General features: G+C 67.9%; 17 protein-coding genes, 1 tRNA gene and 1 pseudogene. 13 read left to right on the top strand and 6 right to left on the bottom strand.

Annotated elements, in window-relative coordinates; translation table 11 throughout:
• Window positions 1-96 precede the first annotated feature (96 nt).
• The 4 genes from BKK80_RS09265 (at window position 97) to BKK80_RS09280 (ending at window position 4,191) form a co-directional block, all read left to right on the top strand.
• On the top strand, window positions 97-1,068 hold the full coding sequence (locus BKK80_RS09265; RefSeq protein WP_071012203.1) for an acetyl-CoA carboxylase carboxyltransferase subunit alpha: 972 nt from the start codon (window positions 97-99) through the stop codon (window positions 1,066-1,068).
• Window positions 1,034-2,482, top strand: a complete 1,449-nt coding sequence (gene tilS, locus BKK80_RS09270; RefSeq protein ID WP_167366671.1) for a tRNA lysidine(34) synthetase TilS — start codon at window positions 1,034-1,036, stop codon at window positions 2,480-2,482. Before BKK80_RS09265 ends, tilS begins: the two co-directional genes overlap by 35 nt.
• A 233-nt stretch (window positions 2,483-2,715) precedes the next feature.
• Window positions 2,716-3,966 carry an aspartate kinase gene (locus BKK80_RS09275; protein WP_071012207.1) on the top strand — a complete coding sequence of 417 codons (1,251 nt, stop codon included), beginning with the start codon at window positions 2,716-2,718 and terminating at the stop codon, window positions 3,964-3,966.
• Between the two features lie 131 nt (window positions 3,967-4,097).
• Window positions 4,098-4,191, top strand: a tRNA-Ser gene (locus BKK80_RS09280).
• Window positions 4,192-4,451: 260 nt separating this feature from the next.
• Here BKK80_RS09280 and BKK80_RS37750 read toward each other — a convergent pair.
• Window positions 4,452-4,586 (bottom strand): hypothetical protein, encoded by a 135-nt coding sequence (locus BKK80_RS37750; protein ID WP_257786753.1) that lies wholly within the window; start codon window positions 4,584-4,586, stop codon window positions 4,452-4,454.
• 196 nt (window positions 4,587-4,782) lie between these two features.
• On the opposite strand from BKK80_RS37750, the gene BKK80_RS09285 reads away from it, so the two are divergent.
• Complete coding sequence (locus tag BKK80_RS09285) at window positions 4,783-5,598, top strand: DODA-type extradiol aromatic ring-opening family dioxygenase (RefSeq protein WP_071012212.1); 816 nt, start codon at window positions 4,783-4,785, stop codon at window positions 5,596-5,598.
• 158 nt (window positions 5,599-5,756) lie between these two features.
• The gene (locus BKK80_RS36335) at window positions 5,757-6,044 is read left to right on the top strand and encodes a hypothetical protein (protein ID WP_157903192.1); all 288 of its coding nucleotides are present in this window, start codon (window positions 5,757-5,759) and stop codon (window positions 6,042-6,044) included.
• A 34-nt stretch (window positions 6,045-6,078) separates the two neighbouring features.
• Here the strand turns inward: BKK80_RS36335 and BKK80_RS09295 are convergent, their stop codons facing one another.
• Entirely contained in the window at window positions 6,079-6,357 is a 279-nt protein-coding gene (locus tag BKK80_RS09295) for a hypothetical protein (protein WP_071012215.1), read from the bottom strand.
• 448 nt (window positions 6,358-6,805) lie between these two features.
• On the opposite strand from BKK80_RS09295, the pseudogene BKK80_RS09300 reads away from it, so the two are divergent.
• The 3 genes and pseudogenes from BKK80_RS09300 to BKK80_RS09310 all read left to right on the top strand — a co-directional run.
• Window positions 6,806-7,075 (top strand): annotated as a pseudogene (locus BKK80_RS09300) (acetoacetate decarboxylase family protein); the annotation flags it as partial.
• A 77-nt stretch (window positions 7,076-7,152) separates the two neighbouring features.
• Window positions 7,153-7,938: a 3-hydroxybutyrate dehydrogenase gene (locus BKK80_RS09305; protein WP_071012217.1), complete on the top strand. Its 786-nt coding sequence runs from the start codon at window positions 7,153-7,155 to the stop codon at window positions 7,936-7,938.
• On the top strand, window positions 7,935-9,161 hold the full coding sequence (locus BKK80_RS09310; protein ID WP_071037177.1) for a patatin-like phospholipase family protein: 1,227 nt from the start codon (window positions 7,935-7,937) through the stop codon (window positions 9,159-9,161). The genes BKK80_RS09305 and BKK80_RS09310 overlap by 4 nt, the downstream gene beginning before the upstream one ends.
• Before the next feature lie 142 nt (window positions 9,162-9,303).
• Here the strand turns inward: BKK80_RS09310 and BKK80_RS09315 are convergent, their stop codons facing one another.
• The 4 genes from BKK80_RS09315 to BKK80_RS09330 all read right to left on the bottom strand — a co-directional run bounded on the left by BKK80_RS09315 (window position 9,304) and on the right by BKK80_RS09330 (window position 12,689).
• On the bottom strand, window positions 9,304-10,323 hold the full coding sequence (locus tag BKK80_RS09315) for a VTT domain-containing protein (protein WP_071012220.1): 1,020 nt from the start codon (window positions 10,321-10,323) through the stop codon (window positions 9,304-9,306).
• 203 nt (window positions 10,324-10,526) lie between these two features.
• A complete protein-coding gene (locus BKK80_RS09320; RefSeq protein ID WP_071037176.1) occupies window positions 10,527-11,204 on the bottom strand; it encodes an alpha/beta hydrolase in 678 nt (225 codons plus the stop codon).
• Window positions 11,201-12,034, bottom strand: a complete 834-nt coding sequence (locus tag BKK80_RS09325) for a DODA-type extradiol aromatic ring-opening family dioxygenase (RefSeq protein ID WP_071069186.1) — start codon at window positions 12,032-12,034, stop codon at window positions 11,201-11,203. Before BKK80_RS09325 ends, BKK80_RS09320 begins: the two co-directional genes overlap by 4 nt.
• A 25-nt stretch (window positions 12,035-12,059) precedes the next feature.
• A complete protein-coding gene (locus BKK80_RS09330) occupies window positions 12,060-12,689 on the bottom strand; it encodes an NADPH-dependent F420 reductase (protein ID WP_071037173.1) in 630 nt (209 codons plus the stop codon).
• Between the two features lie 123 nt (window positions 12,690-12,812).
• Between BKK80_RS09330 and BKK80_RS09335 the strand changes: the two genes are divergently transcribed.
• The 4 genes from BKK80_RS09335 (at window position 12,813) to BKK80_RS09350 (ending at window position 18,346) form a co-directional block, all read left to right on the top strand.
• Window positions 12,813-13,694, top strand: a complete 882-nt coding sequence (locus tag BKK80_RS09335; protein ID WP_156811183.1) for a LysR family transcriptional regulator — start codon at window positions 12,813-12,815, stop codon at window positions 13,692-13,694.
• A 396-nt stretch (window positions 13,695-14,090) separates the two neighbouring features.
• The gene (locus tag BKK80_RS09340; RefSeq protein ID WP_071012229.1) at window positions 14,091-14,591 is read left to right on the top strand and encodes a sigma-70 family RNA polymerase sigma factor; all 501 of its coding nucleotides are present in this window, start codon (window positions 14,091-14,093) and stop codon (window positions 14,589-14,591) included.
• A 130-nt stretch (window positions 14,592-14,721) separates the two neighbouring features.
• Window positions 14,722-15,756, top strand: a complete 1,035-nt coding sequence (locus tag BKK80_RS09345) for a FecR family protein (protein ID WP_071012231.1) — start codon at window positions 14,722-14,724, stop codon at window positions 15,754-15,756.
• Window positions 15,757-15,895: 139 nt separating this feature from the next.
• Window positions 15,896-18,346 (top strand): TonB-dependent receptor, encoded by a 2,451-nt coding sequence (locus BKK80_RS09350; protein ID WP_071070765.1) that lies wholly within the window; start codon window positions 15,896-15,898, stop codon window positions 18,344-18,346.
• Window positions 18,347-18,416 lie beyond the last annotated feature (70 nt).

Genomic DNA, 18,416 nt, shown 5'->3' on the forward strand with positions numbered 1-18,416 from the left:
TGCGAGAAAGTGTCGCCGGCGATGTCTGCCGGCGGATAAGATCGGGGGTAAATTCCGGTAGAATGCGCCCCTTCACAGACAGGTACATGTGCCTTCATGAAAACCACCTTCCTGGATTTTGAGCAGCCGATCGCCGAACTCGAGGCGAAGATCGAGGAACTGCGCTTCGTGCAGGACGACTCGGCCGTCGATATTTCCGAAGAGATTTCGCGGCTGGCCGGCAAGAGCCAGCAGCTCACCAAGGACATCTACGCGAACCTGAGCCCCTGGCAGGTCGCGCAGATCGCCCGCCACCCGCAACGTCCGTACACGCTGGACTACGTGCGGGAAATCTTCACCGACTTCCACGAACTGCACGGTGACCGGGCTTTCGCCGACGACCTGTCCATCGTCGGTGGCCTGGCCCGCTTCAACGGGCAGGCGTGCATGGTCCTCGGCCACCAGAAGGGCCGCGACACCAAGGAGCGCGCGCTGCGCAACTTCGGCATGTCCAAGCCCGAGGGCTACCGCAAGGCCAAGCGCTTGATGGAACTCGCCGACAAGTTCGGCCTGCCCATCTTCACCTTCGTCGACACCCCGGGCGCGTTTCCCGGCATCGACGCGGAAGAGCGCGGCCAGTCCGAGGCCATCGGCCACAACCTGTATGTGATGGCCGGCCTGAAGGTGCCCCTGATCGCCACCATCATCGGCGAAGGCGGCTCGGGCGGCGCGCTGGCCATCGCGGTGGGCGACGTGGTGCAGATGCTGCAGTTCGCCACCTATGCGGTGATCTCGCCCGAGGGCTGCGCTTCCATCCTGTGGAAGACCGCCGAGAAGGCCCCCGAGGCCGCCGAGGCGCTGGGCCTGACCGCGCACCGCTTGAAGGCGCTTGGCCTGATCGACAGGATCGTCAACGAGCCGCTGGGCGGCGCCCATCGCGACCCGAAGGGCATGGCCGCCATGCTCAAGCGCTCGCTCGCCGATGCGCTGCGCCAGTTCCAGGGCATGGGCGTGAAGGAACTGCAGGCACGGCGCCACGAGCGCCTGCTGGCCTATGGCAAGTTCAAGGAAACCGGCGCCCGCGAGTGATCCCTCCGCGCGCCTGACCGACAAGGTCGCACAGTCCCTGCGGGGCGGTGCGGCCTTTGTTGTTTCTGGCGGTGCGGCGGGAGCCGTTGCGGTGGCGCTGTCGGGCGGGCGCGATTCGGTGGCGCTGCTGCATGCCGCGCGCGCGGCGCTTGCCGACGGCGCGTTGCCGGCGCGGCTGGTGGCGCTGCACGTGCACCACGGCCTGCAGGCACAGGCCGACCAGTGGGATGCCTTCTGTGCGGACCTGTGCGCGCGCTGGCAGGTCGGCTACTTCGTGCGCCGCGCGGTGGTGCGGCCGCTGGCCGGCGAAGGGTTGGAGGCGGCGGCGCGGCGCGCGCGCTATGCGGCGCTGGCAGACATGTGCCGCGACGCCGGGGCCGGCCTGCTGCTGTTCGCCCACCACCTCGACGACCAGGTCGAAACGGTGCTGCTGCGCTTGTTCCGCGGCACCGGCGTGGCCGGGATGGCCGGCATGCCGGCGGCCAGGCGGCTCGCGCCCGGGTCCGACGTGCTGCTGCTGCGTCCCTGGCTGGACGAGGGCAGGGAAGCCATCGATGCCTACTGCGCGGCGCATGCCTTGCCCTGGGTCGAGGATCCCACCAACGCCGACCCGCGCTTCGCGCGCAATGCGCTGCGCGGCCGCATGCCGGACCTGCTGGCGGCCTTCCCCGCGCTGCGCGCCAATGTCGCTCAGGCGGCCGCGCACTTCGCCCAGGCCGGTGCCCTGCTGGACCAGCTTGCCGCCGAGCGGCTGGCGCGGCTGGCCGGCCCGGGTCGCGACGCGGACACGCTGGCCGAGCTGGACCTGGACGGGCTCCGGGCCTTGCCGGAAGGCCAGGCCGATGCGGTGCTGCGCTTGTGGCTGCGCGAACTCGGCATGCACGCGCCGTCGACAGCGCGGTTGGCGGCGATGCGCACGCAGTTGCTCGACCATGCCGGAGGCGAGCCGGCACTCCATCATCAGGACCTCGTCCTGCGCCGCTTCCAGGGCCGGGTGCTGGCATGCCGCGCGCGCACGCTGCCGGCGCAGGCAACGGTGACGCTGGCCTGGCACGGTGAGGCCAGCCTGGCGGTGCCGGCCTGGCAGGGCGCGCTCCATTTCACGCGCGACGATACCTTCGGCGTGCCGGAGGCGGTGCTGCGCCAGCCGCTTGCGCTGGCTCCCCGGCGTGGCGGCGAACGCATCGTGCTGCGGCCGGGCGGCCGCGCGCGGGCGCTCAAGCAGGCCTACCAGGAGGCCGGCGTACCGGCCTGGCGCCGCGCCGCGCTGCCGCTGCTGTGGGCCGGGGATACGCTGGTGCTGGCCGCCGGGCTCGGCATGCACCGGCGCTGGCCGGACGCCGGGACGGGAGCGCGCTGGCGCGTCGAGTGGGTGGAGCGGGGCGGCGACGAGGCCTGGGTGAGGCCTGGATGAAGCCTGGACGAGGCCTGGACGAGGCCTGGACGAGGAAGCCGCTCACAGGTATCGCCGGCACGCCTGCGTGACTGCCGCGGGACATGGCCGCACAGTGGCGGCGCCCTGCCTGGTGTGAGATCGAGATGTGGCGTGATGTCCGACTCGTGCGCTGATCGACCTGCTGCCTTGCCTGGCAAGGGTTCTTGGTGTATTTTCAGTGGTTTTGCACAATCGCTGGCGTCGACAAGAAGATGGCTCTCATCGTTCACAAATACGGCGGCACTTCGATGGGTTCCACGGAACGCATCAAGAATGTCGCCAAGCGCGTGGCCAAGTGGCACCGCGCCGGTCACCGCGTAGTCGTGGTGCCTTCGGCCATGTCGGGCGAAACCAATCGCCTGCTGGGCCTCGCCAAGGAGATCTCGGCGCAGCCGAGCCCGCGCGAGCTGGACATGCTGGCCTCCACCGGCGAGCAGGCCAGCGTCGCGTTGCTCGCCATCGCCCTGCACGGTGAGGACATCGACGCCGTCAGCTACACCGGCTGGCAAGTGCCGGTGAAAACCGATTCGGCCTTCACCAAGGCCCGCATCGAGTCGATCGACGACGAGCGCATCCTGGCTGACCTCGACGCCGGCCGCGTGGTGGTCATCACCGGCTTCCAGGGCATGGACGCCGACGGCAATATCACCACGCTGGGCCGTGGCGGCTCCGATACCTCGGCCGTGGCGATCGCCGCTGCCATCGAGGCCGACGAGTGCCTGATCTACACGGACGTCGACGGCGTCTACACCACCGACCCGCGCGTGGTGGAAGATGCCCGCCGCCTGGACCGCATCACCTTCGAGGAAATGCTGGAAATGGCCAGCCTCGGTTCCAAGGTGCTGCAGATCCGCTCGGTGGAGTTCGCCGGCAAGTACCGCGTGAAGACCCGCGTGCTGTCGTCGCTGACCGACCCCCTGCTGCCGCTCGAACAGGAAATGCATTCGGGCACGCTGATCACTTTTGAGGAAGAGTCTGACATGGAAGCAGCCGTCATCTCCGGCATCGCCTTTGCCCGTGACGAGGCCAAGATCACCGTTCTGGGCGTGCCCGACAAGCCCGGCATCGCTTACCAGATCCTGGGCCCGATCGCCGACGCGAACATCGACGTCGACATGATCATCCAGAACCAGTCGGTGGACGGCAAGACCGATTTCACCTTCACCGTGCCGCGCGGTGACTACCAGCGCGCGCTGGCGATCCTGAACGACGGCGTCAAGGGCCACATCGGCGCCGCCACCGTGCTGGGCGACCCGAAGGTGTCGAAGGTGTCGGTGGTGGGCGTGGGCATGCGCTCGCACGTCGGCATCGCCAGCAAGATGTTCCGCACGCTGTCGGAAGAGGGCATCAACATCCAGATGATCTCCACTTCGGAAATCAAGATCTCGGTGCTGATCGACGAGAAGTACATGGAACTCGCCGTGCGCGCCCTGCACAAGGCGTTCGAACTCGAGCAGGCCTGACGCATTCGCCTGCTTGCTGGCGGGGCACGAAAAAAAAGTGCAGTTGTCATCGAATTATCATTGACCAACTGACTTAGCCTCGCTAGAATGCGTGCTTCGTTGTGCAGCCTCCCTTGCACAACGCAAGTTTGGGAGACGTGGCCGAGAGGTCGAAGGCACTCCCCTGCTAAGGGAGCATCCGGGCCAAAACCTGGATCGAGGGTTCGAATCCCTCCGTCTCCGCCAGTTAATGGCGGCGGAACCCCGGAAGATCGCGGTCTTCCGGGGTTTTGTTTTTTTGGGCGTTCTTCAAGGGCTCCCACGCTCCCACGCCCTGACCACTGCTTCACGGCTTGCCTCGCAGCCTGCTTCCCGGAGAAGCAGTGTCATGCCATGTTCCCTGTCTTGCCGAGGCGCGATAGCGGTCTCTGTCCGGATCTCTCTCCAGGCATGCCCCCGATTGCCGGGCCGGACCTCGGTGCGCACGTATGCCTGGTGGTCGTTTCTCAGGCGTTGGTGGCGGCAGTTCTCCATGCCGCAAACCAATGATCCCGTTTGCGATCCGGTCTCTCGCGTACCGCGTTGCGCAGGTGCAAGCGCACGAGGTTGGCCACCGCTTCCTGCTGGCCGGCCAGCAGCATGTCGATCCGCGTCAGGGGCCCGCGGCAGCGTCCCTCGGCGTGTCGCGGTCCACCGCCTTGCGGTATTCCAGGAGCCGGCTCCCACCGCTGCGGCTGCCCGGATTGGCATTGCCGGGCGTACAGTACGGATACCGGCGGAAGCGAGAGCCCAGGATGCCCGTGTCTCGCCACACCGCGATGCAGACCAGGACCCGACATGACCCCAAGTACCTCAGCCCGCATGCCCACGTATTTCATTTCGCACGGTGGCGGCCCCTGGCCATGGATGCCACAGGCGTTGCAGACCACGTATGCGCGCCTGGCGGCCGCGCTTGCCGACATGCCGCGCCAGGTGGGACGCAAGCCGAAGGCGATCCTGATGGTGTCGGCCCATTGGGAGGCGCCTGCCTTTACCGTGCAGGGGGCGGAGCGCCCGGGCATGATCTACGACTACTACGGCTTTCCTGAAGAAACCTACCAGGTCCGCTATGCCTCCTCCGGTTCTCCTGCGCTGGCGGTGCGTACCCTCGAACTCGTGCGCGCGGCAGGGTTGCCGGCCGACATCGATGCCGCGCGCGGCTACGACCATGGCATGTTCTCCCCGATGGCCGTCATGATTCCCGAGGCCGACGTGCCGGTGGTACAGCTGTCGCTGCTGCGCGGGCTCGACCCCGAGGCGCATATCCGCCTCGGCCGCAGTCTTGCGGCGCTGCGCGACGAGGAGGTGCTGATCGTCGGCAGCGGCCTGAGCTACCACAATCTGCGTGCCTTCGGCCCAGCGGGCCAGGCCGCGTCGGCGGCCTTCGATGGCTGGCTGGGCGATGCGCTGATGCATCACGAAGGCAGTGCCCGAACCGAACGGCTGCTGCGATGGGAGCAGGCACCCGCTGCCCGCCAGGCCCACCCGCGCGAAGAACACCTGATTCCCGTCATGGTCGCCGCGGGTGCCGCCGAGAACGAGGCCGCCACGCGCGTCTATCACGAGGACGGTTTCGCCGGCGGCATCTCGGTTTCGAGCTATCGCTTCGGCTGATGTCCGGCACACCTGCGGCGGTCGTCCGCCTCCTGCTCGGTTCCGTCCGGTCCGAGGTGCTGGTCAGCAGCGCGGATGGGCGCCGCCACGCGCTCACGCTGGCGCTCGGCCTGGACAATGTCCGCCCCGGTCCCTTGCGCAGCGAGCCTCCCTCCGCCATGGAACTGGAGGCCGCCATCGAATACGTCGAAAACGTGGTGATGCCGCTCGCGCATCAATTGCCCTCCGGCGCCTTGCTTCATGTGGAGGGCGAACTGCCTCCCGGTGTCGAGGCGCTGCGCAGCATCGAAGAGATCGAAGCGCGCTTCAACGAAATCGTGGCCGTGGCGCACGGCAGGCCGGCCGGCCGATCAGGCCTGGCCGACCGGCGCCAAGCAAGCGCCGTGCTGATCCTGCGCGAGTGGATGCACCATCTCGGCTTTGCGGCGATCGGGCGCGGGGATTGAAGGCCGCGCCGCTCGTGGCGGCTGCGCCGGCCCCTTACTCCGTCGTGCTCGGGTGTGCCGGAGCCGTCTTCTTGCCGCTCTTGGTGTGCTTCATCTTGTCCTTGGCGCTGGTCAGGTTCGAGCGCGTGCTCTGGTTGGCGCCCTGCGTGTACGGATCGAACTTGTCCGTCGACCTGGCGGCGTCCGGGACATAGCCGTCCTTGTTGGTGACGTGCATGTCATAGTCATAGCGGTCCGGGGGATTCGCCGGTCCGGCAGCCAGGGCTGCACCGGATGCCAGCAGTGCCATGGTGAACGCGATCAGAAATTGCATGGGGAATCTCCTGCGCGGGTTCAGGTGGGCGCGACGCACTCTGCATCGGCAATGATGCGCGGCGATCGCTCTGTGTCGAGCGCGAGCGCGGGAAGTTTCATCCAACACGCGCTGCACGGCGACTGGGTCAGCATAGAAATCAGCATAGCGGGGCCGCGCCCGGCTGGAAAGGACGTTACCGGTGGAAAGCGCCGCGGCGCGCCCGGGTGACATGATGCAACCGGACTTCGAGAGGATGGAGGCCCCTGGCCGCCGGCCTCTTCGCCGGCACCTGGCGCGGCGGGGCGCTGCGCAGGCGTCTCTTCTTGTCCATATCGACATTTCCGCTCGAGCGGCCACACGGACCGCGCGGCGGAATTTCCCGCTTGCGGCATTGCGCAACGACGATGGACAGGCTTACGATGGCGGCTCCTCATCCGCGATGGCGAACCCCCGGCAAGGAGTCCGCATGAAGACCAGCGATGTCCGATCGAAGGCGTTCGCGATGCCGTTGACCAGCCCCGCGTTTCCCCTGGGTCCCTACCGCTTCGTCGATCGCGAGTTCCTGATCATCACCTGCCGCACCGATCCGGCCCGCCTGCGCGAAATCGTGCCGGGGCCCCTGCAGGTCACCGAGCCGATCGTGCACGACGAATTCATCCGCATGACCGACGCGACCGGATTCGGCGACTACACCGAAAGCGGCCAGGTGATCCCCGTCGGATGGGCTGGGCGAAGTCGTCCACGACTACCTGGCGCAACGACGCCGACGGCCCATCATCTTCTCCCACCAACGATCAAGACAGGAGTTCGAGCATGAGCACGCTGAACGGAAAGACCGCAGTGGTCACGGGCGCCGCGAGCGGCATCGGCAAGGAAATCGCGCTGGAGCTGGCCAAGGCCGGCGCAGCGGTGGCGATCGCCGACCTGAACCAGGATGGCGCCAATGCCGTTGCCGAAGAGATCCGGCAGGCCGGCGGCAAGGCCATCGGCGTCGCGATGGACGTGACGAACGAGGATGCTGTCAACCACGGCATCGACAAGGTGGCCGAGACCTTCGGCTCGGTCGACATCCTGGTGTCGAACGCGGGTATCCAGATCGTCAACCCGATCGAGAACTATGCGTTCGCTGACTGGAAGAAGATGCAGGCGATCCACGTCGACGGCGCGTTCCTGACGACGAAGGCGGCGCTCAAGCACATGTACAAGGACGATCGCGGTGGCGTGGTGATCTATATGGGGTCGGTGCACTCGCATGAGGCGTCCCCGCTCAAGTCGGCCTACGTGACGGCGAAGCATGGCCTGCTGGGGCTGGCGCGCGTGCTGGCGAAAGAGGGCGCCAGGCACAATGTGCGTTCGCATGTCGTGTGCCCGGGTTTCGTGCGCACGCCGCTGGTGGAGAAGCAGATTCCGGAACAAGCGAAGGAGCTGGGAATCAGCGAGGAGGATGTGGTGAAGAAGGTGATGCTCGGCAATACGGTCGACGGTGTGTTTACCACGGTGCAGGACGTCGCCCAGACCGTGCTGTTCCTGTCGGCATTCCCGAGCGCCGCGCTCACCGGCCAGTCGTTTGTGGTCAGCCACGGCTGGTTCATGCAATGAAGCCGCGCGCTCGCACCGAAAAGCAGGCCATCGATCCGGTCGAGCCGCGCCACGAGGCGGGCGGGGCGGGCGCTCCGCGCGCGCTGCCCTACGAGACGATCGCGCTCGTGCTGCAGGGCGGTGGCGCCCTTGGCGCGTATCAGGCCGGAGTCTTCGAGGGGCTGCACGAGGCGGGCATTCCCCTCGACTGGATCGCGGGCATCTCGATCGGCGCGCTCAACACCGCGCTGATTGCGGGCAATGCGCCCGAGCATCGCGTCGATCGGCTGCGCCAGTTCTGGGAGACGATCTGCCAGCCCGCGTTCTTTCCGGCGATCCCGGTGGCGTTCGAGTCAGCGCTGTTCAACAGCATCGACCAGGTGCGCACGCTCTTCACCGCGTCGCAGGCCGCGAGCGCGATGATGCAGGGCCAGCAGGGCTTCTTCGTGCCGCGCTTTCCGCCGCCTCTGCCGGGCGTGCCCGACCATCCGGAGAAGATCAGCTGGTACGACACCTCCGCACTGCGCGCGACCTTGCTCAAGCTGTGCGATTTCGATCGCATCAACGCCGGCGAGACCCGCGTTTCCGTGGGGGCGGTCAATGTCGGCACCGGCAACTTCGTCTACTTCGACAATGTGCATACGCGCCTCGCGCCGGAGCACTTCATCGCGTCGGGTGCGCTGCCGCCCGCGTTCCCGCCCGTCGAGATCGATGGCGAATACTATTGGGACGGCGGCGTCGTGTCGAACACGCCGCTGATGGAGGTGCTGGGCGCACGGCCGCGCCGCGATACGCTCGCCTTCCAGGTGGACCTGTGGAGCGCGCGCGGACCGCTGCCGCGCACCATGGGCGCCGTCACCGAGCGGACGAAGGATGTGCAGTATTCGAGTCGGACGCGCTTCGTTACCGATACGCTGGAGCGCGAGCAACGGTATCGCAACGTGCTGCGCAAGGTGCTCGATCAGTTGCCGGAGGCGCAGCGCCGGAGCGACCCCTGGTGTCTCGAGGCCGAGGCGCTGGCATGCAGCAAGAAATACAACATCCAGCACCTGATCTACCAGCAGAAGGCGCACGAGCGTCACTACAAGGACTATCAGTTCGGGCTGTCGACCATGCGCGATCACTGGTCCGCCGGGCTCGCCGATATCCGCAGGACACTCGCCAACAAGGATGGTCTTGCCCTGCCGGACAATGACGCGGGCTTCGTGACGCATGACGTCCATCGCAAGGCCGTCACGCCGTGACAGGTTTGCCTCGGCATGGGACGGCGGCGTAATTCCGGGCGCGACGGTCAACGCGCTGAGAGGCTGCATCGGGCCGCCAGGGCGCCGGTGCGCTGACCCGCCGATCGGGCCGGCAGCCTGGCCTCACTGCCGTGCCAGCCTCTCAATCCGGAGCAATCGCGCGCACAGTGACTTCGCCCTTGTCGTCGTCCTTTCGGGCATCCCCGTAACCCTGCGGTCCGGCCCCGGCCGCCATGGACAAGGGCTCCACCGGGTAGCCGTGAAGCTCCCACGCATCCAGGCCGCCCTTCAAGGCGCGTATGTGCCGGAAGCCCTTGCGGCGCATCTGCTGCGATATCGTCTTGGCGGTGGCTTCGTTCGGGCAGACGCAATAGACGACGAGGTCATGTTCGAGCAGCGCCTCATCGACTTTCCCAGGGGAGGCGAGGTCGATGAGCATGGCGCCCGGAATGCGGTGCGGCTCTGCCTGGCGGACGGCGTGCGGGCGTGCGTCGAGAATGACCGGAGGGTGCTCCGACCGCATCATCGCATCGAGTTGCTGAGGCGTGATCCGGATATGCGCGAGCCAGCGGCGGAAGCGCAGGCGCTGGATCCACCGGTAGGCCAGGAATACTGCCACGACCGCGAGCAGCGTTTCGGCGACGGTGATGCCGTGCGCGCTGACCGCCAGCATCATGCGGTTCAGCTGCGAACCGAACAGGGTTCCCCCGGCGAGCCACGCGCCCGACCACATCGCCCCTCCGGCGAGGTCCCACGAGAAGAAGATCCTCCGGTCGATCTTGGTGCTGCCCAACAGCGGGGAGGCGACCAGCCCAAGGCCGGGGACGAATTTCGCGACCAGCAGCAGCGGCGCTCCGTACCGCTCGAACCAGGCGTGGGTCCGCCGTATGCTCGAGTCGAGCGACAGCGATACGCGGACCAGTCTCGTGAGGAGATGGCGTCCGTAGCGGCGTCCGAGCGTAAACCACAGTCCGTCCGAGATCAGGACACCGGCGACGGCTGCCGCGAATACCGAACCGAAGGAGACGAAGCCGGCCGCGACCTGCGAGCCGGCGAGCAGAAGCATGGGCGCGGCCGGAACCGGCGCGCCGAGTTGTGTGACCAGCACACTGAGGAACACGGCCCAAGCTCCCCATTCGGAAATGAAAGCGGGGGAAACCATCGGCAACAACTGACTCCGCTCAGGATTGATTAGCGCTGGGGCACAAGCGCTGGGGGCGCCCGACTTGCATGTCGGCGTGCCGCATTGTCGCACAGGCCATGATGCGGTGCCGCGCGGAGCGAGATGCGCTGCCGGCAGGGATGGCAAGTCCTGCGCCGCGGTCGATCGGAGTCGCTCCGGAGTGCGCCAGCGACGGCGTGCAATCAGTCGAGGCCCAGGTTGAGGGTCGGGCGCAGCCACTGGATGAAATCGGCGACTTCTTCTCCGATGATCTCGTGCCCCATCTCGTAGAAGCGGGTCTGGTGGCTGACGCCGAGACGCTGCAGCCACGCTTCGGCCAGCTCGGCCCACTTCGCGGGCAGTTTGTCGTCACGCCGGCCGTGCCCGACGAAGGCCGAGAGGGAGCGCAGTGCTTCCACTGGCGCGATATGGCTTTCCAGCTCGGGCAGGATCCGTCCGCTCAACAGGCCGAAGCCGGCGACTTTCTCCGGTGCGCTGAGCCCGACGCTGGCGCTGAGGATGCCGCCCTGGCTGAATCCCGCGATCACGGTCGGCAGCGGCGGCAATGCGTCGAGCAGGCGCAGCAGGCGCAGGCGGCTGTCTTCAGCCTGTTCCGCACGGATGACCGGGCCGTTGGCGGTAAAGCTGACCTGGAACCAGGCGAAGCCTTGCGCGCCGAGTGGCAAGGGGGCCCGCAGCAGCAGGACCTCGACGCCGGCGGGCAGATGGCGGGCCAGGCTGGCGAGGTTGTCCTCGTTGCCGCCTACGCCATGCAGCAGCAGGACACGGGCCAGCGGGGCTTCGGCACCGCGGCCGATGCGGAATTGGAGGCCGGAATGCGGCTCCTGCTGGAGTTCGGAGAAGACGATGGTTGCGTTCATGATGGTATGGCTGCGTGCAGCATGTCCTGTGCGGAGGGAACAGTCGAGGGGCAGAAGAGATAGTGGTCCATGGCCAGCACGCCGTGCTGCACGCCGCCTTCGAGCACGCGCAGCGCGTAGTGTTCGCCGGCGGCCCCCAGGGCGACGAAGAGCGGCAGGATATGCTCTTCAGTGGGGTGGGCGCGCTCCGCCTCGGGGGCACGGTTGCGGTAGTCGAGCAAGGCGTCCAGGTCCGCGGCCTGCAGAGCATGCGCCGTCCAGCGGGCAAAGCGCTCCACATATCCTTCGACCGGGGCGCGGGCGGCCCGGAATTCATACAGATTGTGGGTCAGGCTCCCCGAGCCGACCAGCAGGACGCCCGCCTCGCGCAGCGGCCGCAGGGCCCGGCCGAGTTGCCAGGCGCCAAGCGGATCGAGCGGCATGGGCAAGGACACTTGCAGGACCGGGACGTCGGCCGTCGGTACCAGGTGCAGCAACGGCACCCAGGCGCCATGGTCGAGTCCGCGGCGCGGATCGGCGAGCGAGGACCATCCAGCCGCCGACAGCAGCCGGCGGATTTCCTCCGCCATCGCAGGCAGGCCGGGCGCCGGATAGCCGAGCTGGTACAGCGCCGGCGGGAAACCGCCGAAATCGTGCAGCGTCGCGGGCGCCTCGCTGGCGGTGACGCCGACCCCGCCCCGGGTCGTCCAGTGCGGGGACACGACGACGATCGCGCGAGGACGCGGCAGTTCGGCGCCCAGCGCCATCAGGCTTGCCCCCGCCAGGCCGGGTTCGAGGGCAAAGGTCGGGGCGCCGTGCGAAACGAACAGGGTCGGAAAGGCATGGCGCATGGCGGTCATCTCCTGGGCGGCTTGCTTACTTGTGGATCCAGGTCGGGGCGATCGAAGTGCCCAGGCCGGCGCCGTAGCCAAGGTAGATGTTCAGGCCGGCCAGCGGCTCGAGGTAACGGGCATTCACCAGGCCGCCGGCATCGACGCCCTCGAAGCCGAGACTGCGTGCCAGCGCCAGCGCGGTCTGCCTGGCTCGCTCGCTGTCACTGGCGGCGAACACGCTGCCGCGCTGCCCGCCGGCGAACAGCGGGCCATCTGCCAGGACCTGCGCGAACAAGGTGTTGAAGGCCTTGACCAACTCGATGCCGGGCAGCGCCTTGGCAATTTCCTCGGCTGCGCTGCTGCTGTGGCCGACGGTCAAGCCCATGTAGTCCGCGGTCAGCGGATTGGTGATGTCGATGACCACCTTGCCGCGCAGGTCGCCGAGGCTGCGCAGCGCGCCGACGGCATCCGGGTAGGCGGTGGCGACGATCACGACCTCGCTGTCTCCGAGGGCTTGCGCGGCCGGGTAGGCTTCGACATGGGGGAACTGTTCCGCGAGCGCCTGGGCCTTGGCCAGGTCGCGGCCGGTGATCCGGACCTGGTGGCCGGCCCGGTCCAGTTGCCGCGCGAAGGCGGCGCCCATATTGCCGGTGCCGATGAGGGTGATGTGCATCTCGGTGTCTCCAGGTGGAGTGGGAAGATGCCTTCAGTTTATGGATTCAGATTTCGAGATAAAGATGTTCTAATGCGATAAATTGTCTCGATTATCGAGCCTATGACTGATCGTGCACTCGAAATGCAGGTCTTCTGCACCGTCGTCGACAAGGGAAGCTTCATCGCGGCCGCGGAGCCTTTGGACATGTCCAAGGCCGCCGTATCGCGGCATGTCAACGCCCTGGAAGCACGGCTCGGGGTGCGGCTGCTGCAGCGGACGACGCGACGCCTGTCACTGACCGAGGCAGGGCGGGGCTTCTACCAGCAGGCGCGCGAGGTCCTGGGGCTGATGGACGCCGCGGAAAGCGCCGTGGCATCCGGTGCCGTCGAGCCGAGCGGTGTGCTGCGCCTGAGCGCGCCGCTGAGCTTCGGCATCCAGCACCTCGCGCCGCTGTGGGCGGACTTCCTGCGCGCCCACCCACGCATCGAACTGGATATCAGCCTGAATGACCGGGTGGTGGACCTGGTCGAGGAAGGCTTCGACATGGCGGTGCGGATCGCGCGCCTGCAGGACTCCTCGCTCATCGGCCGGCGCCTTGCCAGCACGCGCATGCGTCTCTGCGCCGCACCGTCCTACCTGGCGCGGCATCCACCCCTGGCGACGCCGGCCGATCTCGCCGCGCACCCCGTGATCGCGTACAGCCACTTCGCCACCCGCAATGAATGGCGCTTTACCGGGCCGGAGGGCGAGGTCAGCGTGCAGACGCACTCCACCGTACGCTGCAACAACGGCGACACGTGCCGCGCCATCGCCATCGGCGGCGGCGGCATTCTGCTGCAGCCGAGCTTCATGCTGTACCAAGACCTGCGCCACGGCGACCTGGTGGAGATTCTCCCGGCGTACCGATCCGTCGAGCTGGGCATCTATGCGGTCTATCCCTCGCGCAAGCACCTGCCGCCGAAGGTCCGCGCCCTGATCGGCTATCTGGCGGAGTGCTTCGTCGATGTCGCCTGGGATGATTGAACTCATGCTGCCCGATGCCAGGTGCCGTCCGGCCTTGGGCCAGCCCTTGTGCCGTCGCTCAATCGCTCAATCGCTCAATCGAGCGGAAGTGTCGAGAGTTCCCAGGCCCTCGCTTCGCGCAAGAGCGCCTGGTTCCGCTGAAGCTGTTCGACGGCACCGGCCGCGCGATCGGCGGAGGGCCATTCCGGGAGGGGAGGCGGTCCGGCCGCCTATTGACGCCAAGTGACGAATGAAATGATAATGCGTCGCATTTGCGATTCTGCGTGATCGTGCTGCGCCCTTCCCGGCGATGCATCCCGGTCCACCAGGCCACGCTTCATTTCCAATCCTTCCCTTCCCAGGTACCTCGCCGTCGTAGCGAAGCGCGGGGAGGCGAGATCCTGAGCCGCGTTCCCGATGCCGTCCCGGACCCTGCGAGCGCTGGGGCTGTTCGCCTACTACGAAGAGTTGGTGAACACCTGGACGCGCAAACTGAGCAACCGCCATGCCGCCGAAGACCTGACGCAGGATGCGTTGCTGCGCGTCCTGGAGGCCAAGGCAGCCCCTGAGCAGGCACGGGCCTACCTGCACCGGACGGCGAGGAACCTGGCGATCGACGCGTTCCGGCAGCAGGGCGGCCGCGAGTCGTTGGCGCTTGACAGCATCGAGTCCCATCCCGCAACCTGCGGGGATCCCGAGGCAGAGTGCAGCGCGGTGCAGTTCGCCGCGCAGATCGAAGCGGCGCTGGCCGAGTTGCCGCTGAAGTGCCGGCAGGTGTTCGTGTGGCAACGCCTCGACGGCTGCTCGCAGCAGGAGATCGCCGAGCGCCTCGGTGTCTCGAAGAACATGGTCGAGAAGTACATGATCCGCGCGATGCGGCACCTGCGCGATCGCGTGGGGGCGCTGGGTCCGCACTGAGCACTTCGTCGAGCGCCTCGCCCCATGTCCCGCCCGATGCCGAATCCGTCTCCGTTCCTGTTTTCGTTCCTGTTTCCGCTCCCGCCCGGCTGCGCCCGGTGTCCCGGTAGGTGTCCGACTGCCCCGACCTATGAGTAAAGCCGATCGTTCCCGTGATGCCGCCGCGCGCTGGTTCGCGCGGGCGCAGGATCCCGACATCAGCGCGCAGGAGCGGCAGGCCCTGGCCGAGTGGCTGGCCGCAAGCGAGCGGCACCGGGCCGAGTACGCGGCCCTGGAGCGGATCTGGGGAACTGCCGGCGCCATGGATGCGGCGCGCTTGCGCGCGCTGGCCGAGCCGGCTGGCGGGGCGGGAATGCCTGCGGCGCGGCGGGCGGCGGCGGGCTGGCCGGGGCGGCGAGGCGCCTGGGTGGCTGGCACGTGCGCGCTGGCGCTTGCCGGTGGCTGGCTGGCCTGGCAGTCCGCCGTGCCCGAGCCGGGCGGCAGGGTGGCCGGCGCACAGGTTCCGGCAGCCTACCAGGCCGCGTTCAGCACCGCGCCGGGCGAGCGCCGCACGGTCCGCCTTCCGGATGGCTCACGCATCCAGCTCAACACGCGCAGCCGCGTCGCGGTGCATTTCCAGGCCGGGCGGCGGGACGTCGCCTTGCTCGAGGGCGAGGCGATGTTCGAGGTCGCGCACGACGGCGCGCAGCCATTCATCGTGGACGCGGGCGCCGGATCGGTGACGGTGACCGGCACCCGCTTCGACGTGCGCCGCCGGACGGCCGGCATGGAGGTGGCGGTCGAGTCCGGTTCGGTCGACGTGCGCGGGCACTCCGACGCGCCGCGCAAGGCCGGGGCGGCAGTCAGGCTGACGGCGGGGCTGGGTGCCACGGTCGACGGCAGCGGCGCGGTCGCGCCGGCGGCGCCGGTCGACCTGTCCGCCGCGCTGGCCTGGCGCGACGGCAAGCTGGTGTTCAACGACAGGCCCTTGTCGGAGGTGGCGGCCGAAGTCTCGCGCTATCGCCGGCAGCCGGTGCGCGTGGCCGATGCCGTGGCCGCGCGGCTGCGCGTCAGCAGCGTGTTCAGCGCCGACGATCCCGATGCCCTGCTGGCGGCACTGCCACACTTCCTGCCGGTCGCCGTCCGCCAGCTGGCCGACGGCAGCGCGGAAATTTTTTCGCCATAGATTCAGGTTTTGCGCGCGGGCTTCGTCTTCATGTCGACGGCGCCCGCTGAGGCGGGCCGTCTTCTCCCCGGACGCAACCCGAGAGCAAGCTGACGTGACACCGTTCCAACCCATCTTTCCCGGCGCCCGCCGCGGCACCATGGCCGCCGTGGCAGCCACCCTCCTTGGCGCCGTGGCGGCGCCTGCGCTCGCGGAGGCCGATCGCAAGGCGGCCGTGGCGATCGATATCCGCGCCCAGCCGCTGGCCGATGCCCTGGCCCAGCTAGGCCGCCAGACTTCCATCCAGCTCTTCTTTGCCCCCGCCCTGGTGGCCGGAAGGCAGGCCCCCGCGGTACGCGGCAGCATGCCGCCGGAGGAGGCGCTCGCGGTCCTGCTCCAAGGCAGCGGCATCCGCTACCAGCGCAGCGGCAGCCACGGCTTCGTGCTGCAGCCTGCGGCGCAGGCCGGCGCCGCGGCGGACGCTGTCGCGCCGCCTGCTGCTGCTGCGGGTCCAGTCGACCCGGGCACCATGCTGGCACCCGTGGAGGTGACCGCCTCGCGCACCTCCAGCGACCTGGTGCGTCCCACCCGCCAGGTGACCGTGATCGAGCGCGCGGAACTGGAGGAACTGAAGACCGGGTCGGACAGCCTGGCCACCGTGCTGGCCAAGGTTATCCCGGGGATGGCCGATTCCAGCCATACCATCACCGACTACGGGCAGACGCTGCGCGGGCGCGGCATGCTGGTGCTGCTGGACGGGGTGCCGTTGAACACCAACCGCGATTCGGCGCGCAATCTTGCCAATATCGACCCGGCCCTGGTGGAGCGGGTCGAGGTCTTGCGCGGCAGCAGTGCCATCTATGGTGGCGGCGCGACCGGTGGCATCGTCTCCATCACCACGCGCCCGGCGGGCGGGCCGCCGCAGGCCGATACCACCCTGTCGCTCGGCTCGCCATTGACGCGCTTGCGTGCCGATGGCCTGAGCGCCAACCTGCAGCAGCACTTTTCCGGCAGCGAGGGCATCGTCGATTACGCTTTCGATGTCGGTGCGCGCCGCACCGGCAGCAGCTATGATGCGCGCGGCCGGCGCCTTGCGCCGGAGCCGAGCCAGGGCGACCTGTTCCAGTCGGACAACTACAACATCGGCGGCAAGCTCGGCCTGCGCCTGGCGCCGGAGCAGCGTGTGCAGATCGCGGTCAGCCACTTCAATGCCGACCAGGACACCCGCTTCGCCCCGGATCCGGGCGTGGCCAGGCTGGCGCCGGGAAGCGTGCCGGCGCGCGCCATCGGCGGCCTGCAACTGGCGGAGCAGAACCAGATCCGCAATACCCTCGTCAACCTGGAGTATGAGCACCGCGACCTGTTCGGCAGCACGCTGTCGACCCAGTTCTACTACCGCGACTACTTCAGCCGCTTCACGCCTTTCGATGCGCGCAGCGTGTCGACGCGTGGCGGCAATGTCGACCAGACCATGCAGAATTCGCAGGTGTTCGGCAGCCGCCTGACGGTGAAGACGCCACTGGGCAGCGACAAGCGTACGCGCGTGGTCTGGGGCATGGACTTCGAGCAGGAGCGCAGCGACATGCCGATCGACATCTTCGATGCCAAGGCCTATGACGCCAGCGGCGGGCGCGTCTTCAACAAGACCGGCACGCTCACCTACATGCCGCCCATCACCACGCGCAGCCTGGGCGGCTTCGCCCAGCTGCAGCACAAGTTCGACGAGCAGTGGTCGGCCGAGGGCGGCCTGCGCTACCAGTACGCCCGTGCCAGCTTCAACGATTTCGTACCGCTCTCGCAATCGCGGCTGGCCAATCCCGCCACCGTCGGCGGCAGCGCCGTGGACTACAGCGCCGTGCTGGGCAATATCGGCGTGGCCTACAAGCCGGCCAAGGGCCACGAGTTCTATGCCGCCTTCAGCCAGGGCTTCAGCCTTCCCGATATCGGCCTGCAGGTGCGCAATGCGCGCGCCGGGTTCGACATCGGTCCGTCGGACCTGCAGCCGGTCAAGACGAACAACTACGAGCTGGGCTGGCGCGGCGCCTTCGGCAATACGCTGGCCTCGCTGGCGGTGTTCTACACCACCTCGGAGCTCGGCGACGTGCAGAGCTTCAACAATGGCCTGATCCTGACCCGTACCGCCGAGCGCATCGTCGGCGTGGAAGCCGCCGCCGACTATCTGTCCGATGACGAGCGCTGGGGCGCGGGCGGTACCGCGACGTGGATGCAAGGCCGGGAAACACCGCAGGGCGGGAGCAGCCAGCAGATGAGCGGCTACCGAATTCCTCCGCTCAAGCTGACCGCCTACCTGCAGTACCGCCCGCTGCCGCAGTGGAGCAACCGCCTGCAGGCGACCTTCTTCGCCAGCCATGATTACCGGCTGAACGGCGTCGACAGCTTCGGCCGGCGCGAGGTCGGCAGCTACACCACCGTCGACCTGATCAGCCGTTATCAGATCGGCCGCAAGGACACGGTCACGGTGGGCATCCAGAACCTGTTCAACCGTGACTACTATCCGCTGTATAGCCAGTTGATGCGCAACAGCAACAACACCAGCCATCTTCCGTCGGCTGGCATCACGCTGACCGCGAGCTACCAGCACCGCTGGTAGCCGCAGGGCAGGCTGCGGCCATCATCCATGGCCGCGATGACGCCATCGAATCGGCGTGCTCACGCGCCGA

It is taken from the genome of Cupriavidus malaysiensis (genome assembly GCF_001854325.1).
GTDB lineage: Bacteria > Pseudomonadota > Gammaproteobacteria > Burkholderiales > Burkholderiaceae > Cupriavidus > Cupriavidus malaysiensis.